The following is a 6,822-nucleotide window of genomic DNA, read 5'->3' on the forward strand; positions in this document are numbered from 1 at the left end:
TCGTTTTCATAAATCTATTATAAAAGAAAAGACTGTAGACATCATCCATAAAATGGACTTTGTCTACAGTCTGAAACCATCGATGACGATGGTTTCCTTTTTGTCTATCACTGCATAAAAGCATACTGTATGTTTCTAGCTTATTCTTCTATTTCGATATCGGGAAAAGTCACTTTGAAGGTCGTTCCTTGCCCCAATTCGCTATCGACTTCGATTTTACCTTTGTGGAGGCGAACCAACTGTTCCACTATCGATAACCCTAATCCCGATTCACCAAATTGTCGATTTTTTCGAGAAGGATCAACTTTATAGTAGCGATCCCAAATATTTTTGACTTGTTCTTCGGACATACCGATTCCTGTATCAGAAATCTCAATGATCGTTTCTAGATAGCCTTTTTCGATTCGCACGCGGATCTCACCATCTTGTGTGAATTGAATCGCATTTTGGAGTATGTTAACCATAATTTGAACAAACCGGTCATAGTCGGCATAGACGTCGATCGACTCCTCTGTTTCCAGAATCAAACGATCGTTTGCGACTTCTGCTTTGCTTTCCAATTGCATCAACAGATTGGTCATTGTCTTGGTCGCATCAAACTTCTTAATGACCATAGAAATCTGATTGGTTCTGATTTTTTCATAATCCAGATTTTCATTCACTAAACGAATCAAACGATTGGTCTCATTTTTCATCAAGCGGATCGCATTGTCTCGCTGATTCTCTGGAATTGCATGGTATTCTAATCCTTCTAGCAACCCATTGATAGTGGTTAAAGGCGTACGCATTTCATGGGAAGCATCAGCCATAAATTGCCGTCGTCGTTCTTCCTGACGCTCAATTTCTTCATGCGACTCTTTCAATGACTGGGACATTTGGTTAAAGTCTTCTGCCAATTCATCAAATTCATCGCGATTATGAACAGGTAATGAGATGTCAAAATTCCCATTCGTAATTTCTTTGGTTGCCCGCTTCATCCGATTGATCCGCCGAACTTGGAAAGTCGCGAATAGATAACTGATCAATAGCGAAACAATGATCGAAATCAAGAAGACTTTGAATAAGTTCTGATTAAAAGCACTGACTAGATTCAAAATATTGCTGGCAGATTGTGAAACCACCATCACGCCATAAAAATCCGTCCGATTAACAGAAAAAGGAATCAACACATAGGAAGTCAACTCTCGTTCGCCGAATAAATTGGTATTCGAAGTCATTTGTAATCGACCACCATTTTGCAATGACTGCCAATCTGATTCTGAAATGCTAAAGTCGACCGCTCGTCCCGACGTATCTAATGGATAGATTTGTTCTTTCGGACTTTTAAAAAAAGCAAAAGAAATATCTTGATTGCTCAGAATATTTTCAGCAAGATGTAGTGAATACTGCAAATATTCATCTCGCGTCATGTTCTGCTGAAAAAATTCTGAGTCACTGATCTGGGAAATTTTTGCTACGGAAGAGGCATACCCCATCAATTGCTCGTAATTGCGCTCTTGCAACGTCTGTCGGGTCATTTGGGTAAACGCTACTCCAATCGTCATCAAAATGACTAGAATCACAGCAAAAAACGCAATCAATTGTTGATAAAGATACCGCATTAGGCAGCACCTGCATCATCAAATTTGTAGCCAACTCCCCAAACAGTCTGAATCACTTGCGGTCCCACTTTTTCAATTTTTTGCCGCAACTTTTTGATATGCGCATCGACGGTACGCTCGTCACCAAAATATTGATAATCCCAAACCAACTCTAGTAATTGTTCCCGGGAAAAGACTTGTCGCGGTTTTTTCGCTAATGTATAAAGCAAATCAAATTCTTTGGGCGTCAGACCATCGATCAATTTGCCGTTCAAATAAGCCTCCCGAGTCTTGGTATTCATTTTAAAGTGATCGGTAACGATATCAAATGTCGTGTCTGAAGTCTCAGAACTTGCCTTCTCAGCAATTTCACTCCGTCGATGCAGGGCTTTGATACGAGCAATCAATGTTAATGGACTAAATGGTTTCGTCACATAATCATCCGCGCCCATTTCCAGCCCAATCACTTGATCACTTTCTGAATCACGGGCAGTCAGCATAATAATGGGCACTGTATTAGAAATCTTGCGAATCTCTCTGGCAACGATCATTCCATCCATGGTAGGCAAATTTAAATCCAGCGTGATCATATCCCATTTTTCTGGAGTTTCGGCAAAAGCTTCCAGTCCCTCTTTGCCATCATATTTGAAAGTCGCATCCCAACCTTCATTCAAAAAAAACATTTGCATCATTTCTGAAACAGATTCATTGTCTTCAATCATTAGAATATTCATTGTCTTCACCCCTATGTTGTTCATCAAATTGTTGCAGCTTTTCTTCGATCAAACCAAAAATCGGTACAATAAACCAAGGAATTGCAATCATTTCTAAGAGAAAGAAATTGGTCCATCCCTGCCACTTCAGTAGGATTCCTATCAATGTCATGACTCCCCCAAACAGCAGAAAGTACCGCGTACAGATCTTTTGTGCATACTGCCAATTTCGTTCATTCTGTTTTGCTAAATAAGAACGATAGCCGTAGATAAAATTGATTTTCTTTGAAGGGAGAATCAAAAAAACAAAACCGATCAAAAAGAAAATCGCTCCAATCACTAAAAAAATCATATTCCCACTCCATTCTTTCTCTAGTATACTCGAAAACCTCCTATCTACCAACAACTTCACGGTTTCTTCATAAAGGTTTGCGTTTTTAGCAATCTTTGTTAAGATTGATTTTGTAACTGTCAATAAGAGTAGGAGAAAACTGTATGAATTATAAAGCTTTAGCATTTTTTGATTTAGATGGCACACTACTAGATGAACACTCCCAGATCACCCCCGAAATTTCTGAGGCCATGCATCGCTTACGCCAAAATGATGTTTTACCAATCATTGCAACCGGCAGAACGGAAACAGAAGTTCTTGCTATTCGCGAGGCTGCTGGGATCACCTCAAATATTGTCATGAATGGGGCATTCATTCGTATCGATGGCAAAGAAGTGTTTTCAGACACATTAGATAAAAATCTCTGCGCACGGATGTTGGAAGCCGTGAGAGATCATGGCGACGAACTTTCATATTATAACGAGAATGGTTACTGGGCAACTGGACACAATGATGAGATGATCGAGGCTTACAATTATGTCCGCAGCCCCCTTCCAGAAATCGATCCATTCCGTTATGAAAAAGACCGGATCAATATGATGCTCGTATTAGGTATCGCCAATGAAACAGTCTATAAAGAACAGTTCCCTGAATTGACTTTCTACCGCAATACACCTTTTTCAATTGATGTCGTGAAAAGCGGCACCTCTAAAGGAACGGGAATTAAGACATTAGTGAACTTACTAAATCTCAAAGATGTGCCAACATTTGGCTTTGGTGACGGTAGCAATGACTTCGCTCTTTTAGAAGCTTGCGACTATAAAATTGCCATGGGTAATGGCTTGCCAGAACTAAAAGAGATTGCTGATTTTGTTACTCTTAAAAATACTGAAGGCGGCATCGTGCATGCCTTGAATCATTTTGAATTGATCTAAATCTTTGCATATAGCGCAAATTATGTTATACTAGTGGTTGGTAGCGATACCCCTTTTATCAGGGGGATGTTACGGATTCGACAGGCATAGTTGAGCCTGAATTGCGCTTCGTAGGTTACGTCTACGTTAAAACGTTACAGTTAAATATAACTGCTAAAAACGAAAACTCTTACGCTTTAGCTGCCTAAAAACAGTTAGCGTAGATCCTCTCGGCATCGCCCATGTGCTCGAGTAAGGGTCCTATTCTAAGTGGGATACGTTTTAACTTTCCGTCTGCAAGTTAAAAAAGAGAACATCAGACTAGCAATACAGACTGCCTGTCACTCGGCAAGCTGTAAAGCGAATCCTTAAATGAGCTGACTATGAGCGTAGATTTTTAGGTAGCAATATGTTTGGACGCGGGTTCGACTCCCGCCATCTCCATAGACTAAAATCGAGAAGATTTTCGTAGTTTTTCCAAAGTGAGATGAACCTTGTTTCTATGAGGTTTATCTTGCTTCTTTTTTATTTTTAACCTGCCTTCTCTGAGATTATCAGTTAACAGTCAAGCCGACCAGCATCGCGACAGATGCATTCTTTTAGTCGCTTGTATAAGCAAAGAAGCCTCCTTACTCACAAAACAAGCAAGCGGGCTTCCCTTTGATCAAGCAAATTTATCCTTAGTGTGCTGGAAATTTATTTTAACTAAAATAAGAGAAAAAAACGAAAAGAAAACGTCTCTTCCTTACATATATTTTTCTACTTCGTCCAACTCTTTTTGTAATTCTTTCTCATCATACGTTTCGTATTTACCTGCTTCGTGTGCGATCTTCTTGATTTCATGAATCGCTTTTTTCTCAACAATCCACTTCTTCATACTATGTTTTTTAGCATCTGCTTCTAGAGAATCCAATTCTGCTAAATTAGAATCTAACTTGTCCAAAACTTCTCCGATTTTTAACAATGCTTTTGATTCTTTTTCTTCATAGTTTGCCATAGATAACACTCCTTATATATTTGATAAAACTATCTTACGATCATCCTTAAATATTTTCAAGTTAAATGATTCACTAAAGGTTAATAGTACAGATAGCGATAAAACAAACTTTTCAGAGCAAGCATTTGCTCTTACTCATCAGATTGTGAGGGAGTGATCGTATCTTTTATTAGGGGAACCCTTTTCTTATTACTATTTGCTTTTTTACTTAAAATTACTAACGGACTATTTTGGGCTCGATTTCTAACCGAGTTTTAACTGATAGAAATGATCGAAGATATGAGATCGAGCGTAAAGCAGGCAAGTTTTTCTCCATTTTATTTTTAACTATATCCCGCCGATTTTTAGTGATTTCGCTATTATTTTAAGGCTGACATCCCTCGTTAAACAAAATTATTTGGCTTATTTAGTGATAATTTTTTAGATTTCCATTAGTCCGCTATTGTGGCGAATAATTGGCTTTAGCTCAGAATGATACTTGCATCGCTATAAAGGAAGAGTAATCGTGAAACAAAATATTGCTCTTGTCATAAATGATTACGATGAAGCAATTGAATTTAGACTGAAAAGCTTGACCACACACTGATCGAAGATACGTATCAGCCTGAACAAAACAAACATTGAGTTGTACGATCACGCCAGAATTCACCATGGGAGGATCCTATCAAAACATGGTGGACGAAATTTCGTCCATTTAATACAAACTAGCTGATATCATGATAAAATACAAAAACGAAGAGTATTAGGTGTCTACAAAAAGTCTTCCCCAAGCCTTTTGTCCTAATACTCTTCTATGATTAATGCATGTTGCTCCTTAAAGATATTTGAAATAAACCATTTTTGCAACTATTTCGAACAATAGATACGAGTTACTCATTCAATTGTTTTTTGTTTTGTCCTGTCTACTTACATAGAACTTCGTTTTTATCCTACAGATCGGCACGTATGCTTTGTAAAAAACATCTTTTCTTCCAAACGTATATTAATTAACTAAAGGGTCTTTTAAAAAAAAGGCATCCCTATAAATAAAAGGAACACCTGATGTAGCGTATCAACTTAAGAAAATATATAGTGTCTTGTTTTCAACAAATTTATTGATTCTGCCAATCTGCCGGGAAAGTGACATAAACAAAGCGGGCTTCTTCTGCGACTGAAAACTGTATTTTGCTATTTTTAGGAATTAAAATGAGCTCACCTGCACTGGCAGAGACTTTCCGTCCATCAATAATAATATCTAATTTGCCAGAAATAACATAGTCGATTTCATCATAATCGAGCGTCCAGTCAAATGTTGTTTCTTTCATTACCATCAATCCACAACCTAGACGAGGACTCTCTTCGAGTGAGAACAAATCCTTTGTATAAACAATATCATTGGGGTTCCCTGTATCCAAACGATCTTCTTCAGAAACAGTGATCTCTGGTAGCTTGATCGATGCAACACCGCTAGGATCCACTTGTTTTGTTGGCATCAATTGTTCAGTTACGATTTGACGAACCAAAGTTTCGATCATTTTACGATTAAACTCTGTCATATTTTCACCTCATTATTTTGTTTCTATTTCTGGTTTCCCTAACATACGATTAGCCATAAAAATCGCTACAAAAATAGCAGTTATCCCACCGACTAATTTACCGATGATCATAGGAAAAATCATTTCTTTTGCTACCCCGGCCGTAAAGCCTAGATGATCGCCTAAAACAAAAGATGCAGAAACAGCGAAAGCAATGTTGATGATTTTTCCTCTGTTATCCATATCTTTCAACATTTGGAACATTGGGATATTATTTGCTAATGTTGCCACCATACCGGCAGCAGCCACTTCATTCATCCCTAAAACTTTCCCTAATTTCATTAACGGTTTGTTAAACACTTTCGTAATCACAGCAACCAAACAAAATTCCCCAGCTAAAGTCAATGCGATGCTCCCTACGACTTCGATTCCTTCTGTAACAGGTGCAATGTCAGGAATGACTGTAATTCCCACAAGTAACTGAATCGCTCCGACAATCAAACCGATAATCGCAACGATGACAACACCTTGACCAAAAATCTGGAATCCTTTGATCATACCGTTTGGTGCCAACCATAATCCCACGATGATCAATGCAGCAACGATAATGATAGGTAGCAAGTTAGGAAGGATCATAGACATTGGCATTCCTGCGGTTAAACCACCGGCCAATAACCCGAAAGGAATGGTAATAATGGCTCTTTGTCAATAAGGACTGATGAGTTGTACAAAATCAAATCTGGGTCAGAATGAACCTCATTCTGGCTCAGATT

General features: G+C 38.3%; 6 protein-coding genes, 1 other RNA gene and 1 pseudogene. 2 read left to right on the forward strand and 6 right to left on the reverse strand.

What is annotated here, in order from left to right; genetic code table 11:
* Positions 1-140 precede the first annotated feature (140 nt).
* Genes AB5Z52_RS15335 through AB5Z52_RS15345 form a run of 3 tightly spaced genes read right to left on the reverse strand, consistent with a single transcriptional unit; the run spans position 141 to position 2,645 of the window.
* Entirely contained in the window at positions 141-1,601 is a 1,461-nt protein-coding gene (locus AB5Z52_RS15335) for a HAMP domain-containing sensor histidine kinase (protein WP_288551633.1), read from the reverse strand.
* Positions 1,601-2,314, reverse strand: coding sequence for a response regulator transcription factor (locus AB5Z52_RS15340; RefSeq protein ID WP_003127824.1), 714 nt, complete (start codon positions 2,312-2,314; stop codon positions 1,601-1,603). Before AB5Z52_RS15340 ends, AB5Z52_RS15335 begins: the two co-directional genes overlap by 1 nt.
* Complete coding sequence (locus tag AB5Z52_RS15345; RefSeq protein WP_003127822.1) at positions 2,295-2,645, reverse strand: SdpI family protein; 351 nt, start codon at positions 2,643-2,645, stop codon at positions 2,295-2,297. The genes AB5Z52_RS15340 and AB5Z52_RS15345 overlap by 20 nt, the downstream gene beginning before the upstream one ends.
* Positions 2,646-2,788: 143 nt before the next feature.
* On the opposite strand from AB5Z52_RS15345, the gene AB5Z52_RS15350 reads away from it, so the two are divergent.
* Both AB5Z52_RS15350 and ssrA read left to right on the forward strand, forming a co-directional pair.
* The gene (locus tag AB5Z52_RS15350; protein WP_003127820.1) at positions 2,789-3,559 is read left to right on the forward strand and encodes a Cof-type HAD-IIB family hydrolase; all 771 of its coding nucleotides are present in this window, start codon (positions 2,789-2,791) and stop codon (positions 3,557-3,559) included.
* Between the two features lie 62 nt (positions 3,560-3,621).
* Positions 3,622-3,985: a transfer-messenger RNA gene (ssrA, locus tag AB5Z52_RS15355) on the forward strand.
* 298 nt (positions 3,986-4,283) lie between these two features.
* Here the strand turns inward: ssrA and AB5Z52_RS15360 are convergent.
* The 3 genes and pseudogenes from AB5Z52_RS15360 to eutH all read right to left on the reverse strand — a co-directional run.
* The gene (locus AB5Z52_RS15360; protein ID WP_005471992.1) at positions 4,284-4,535 is read right to left on the reverse strand and encodes a hypothetical protein; all 252 of its coding nucleotides are present in this window, start codon (positions 4,533-4,535) and stop codon (positions 4,284-4,286) included.
* A 1,091-nt stretch (positions 4,536-5,626) separates the two neighbouring features.
* Positions 5,627-6,070 (reverse strand): cupin domain-containing protein, encoded by a 444-nt coding sequence (locus AB5Z52_RS15365; protein ID WP_003127755.1) that lies wholly within the window; start codon positions 6,068-6,070, stop codon positions 5,627-5,629.
* A gap of 12 nt (positions 6,071-6,082) precedes the next feature.
* Positions 6,083-6,745 (reverse strand): annotated as a pseudogene (gene eutH, locus AB5Z52_RS15370) (ethanolamine utilization protein EutH); the annotation flags it as partial.
* Between the last annotated feature and the right edge of the window lie 77 nt (positions 6,746-6,822).

Origin of the sequence: Enterococcus sp. RTP21361st1_A6_RTP21361_211029, from assembly GCF_040910045.1 — a bacterium.
Lineage (GTDB): Bacteria > Bacillota > Bacilli > Lactobacillales > Enterococcaceae > Enterococcus_D > Enterococcus_D gallinarum.

Coding starts and splice junctions, on each gene's coding strand:
- AB5Z52_RS15340 (WP_003127824.1), bottom strand. CDS start 2,314: ATGAATATTCTAATGATTGAAGACAATGAATCTGTTTCAGAAATGATG.
- AB5Z52_RS15345 (WP_003127822.1), bottom strand. CDS start 2,645: ATGATTTTTTTAGTGATTGGAGCGATTTTCTTTTTGATCGGTTTTGTT.
- AB5Z52_RS15365 (WP_003127755.1), bottom strand. CDS start 6,070: ATGACAGAGTTTAATCGTAAAATGATCGAAACTTTGGTTCGTCAAATC.
- AB5Z52_RS15360 (WP_005471992.1), bottom strand. CDS start 4,535: ATGGCAAACTATGAAGAAAAAGAATCAAAAGCATTGTTAAAAATCGGA.
- AB5Z52_RS15350 (WP_003127820.1), top strand. CDS start 2,789: ATGAATTATAAAGCTTTAGCATTTTTTGATTTAGATGGCACACTACTA.
- AB5Z52_RS15335 (WP_288551633.1), bottom strand. CDS start 1,601: ATGCGGTATCTTTATCAACAATTGATTGCGTTTTTTGCTGTGATTCTA.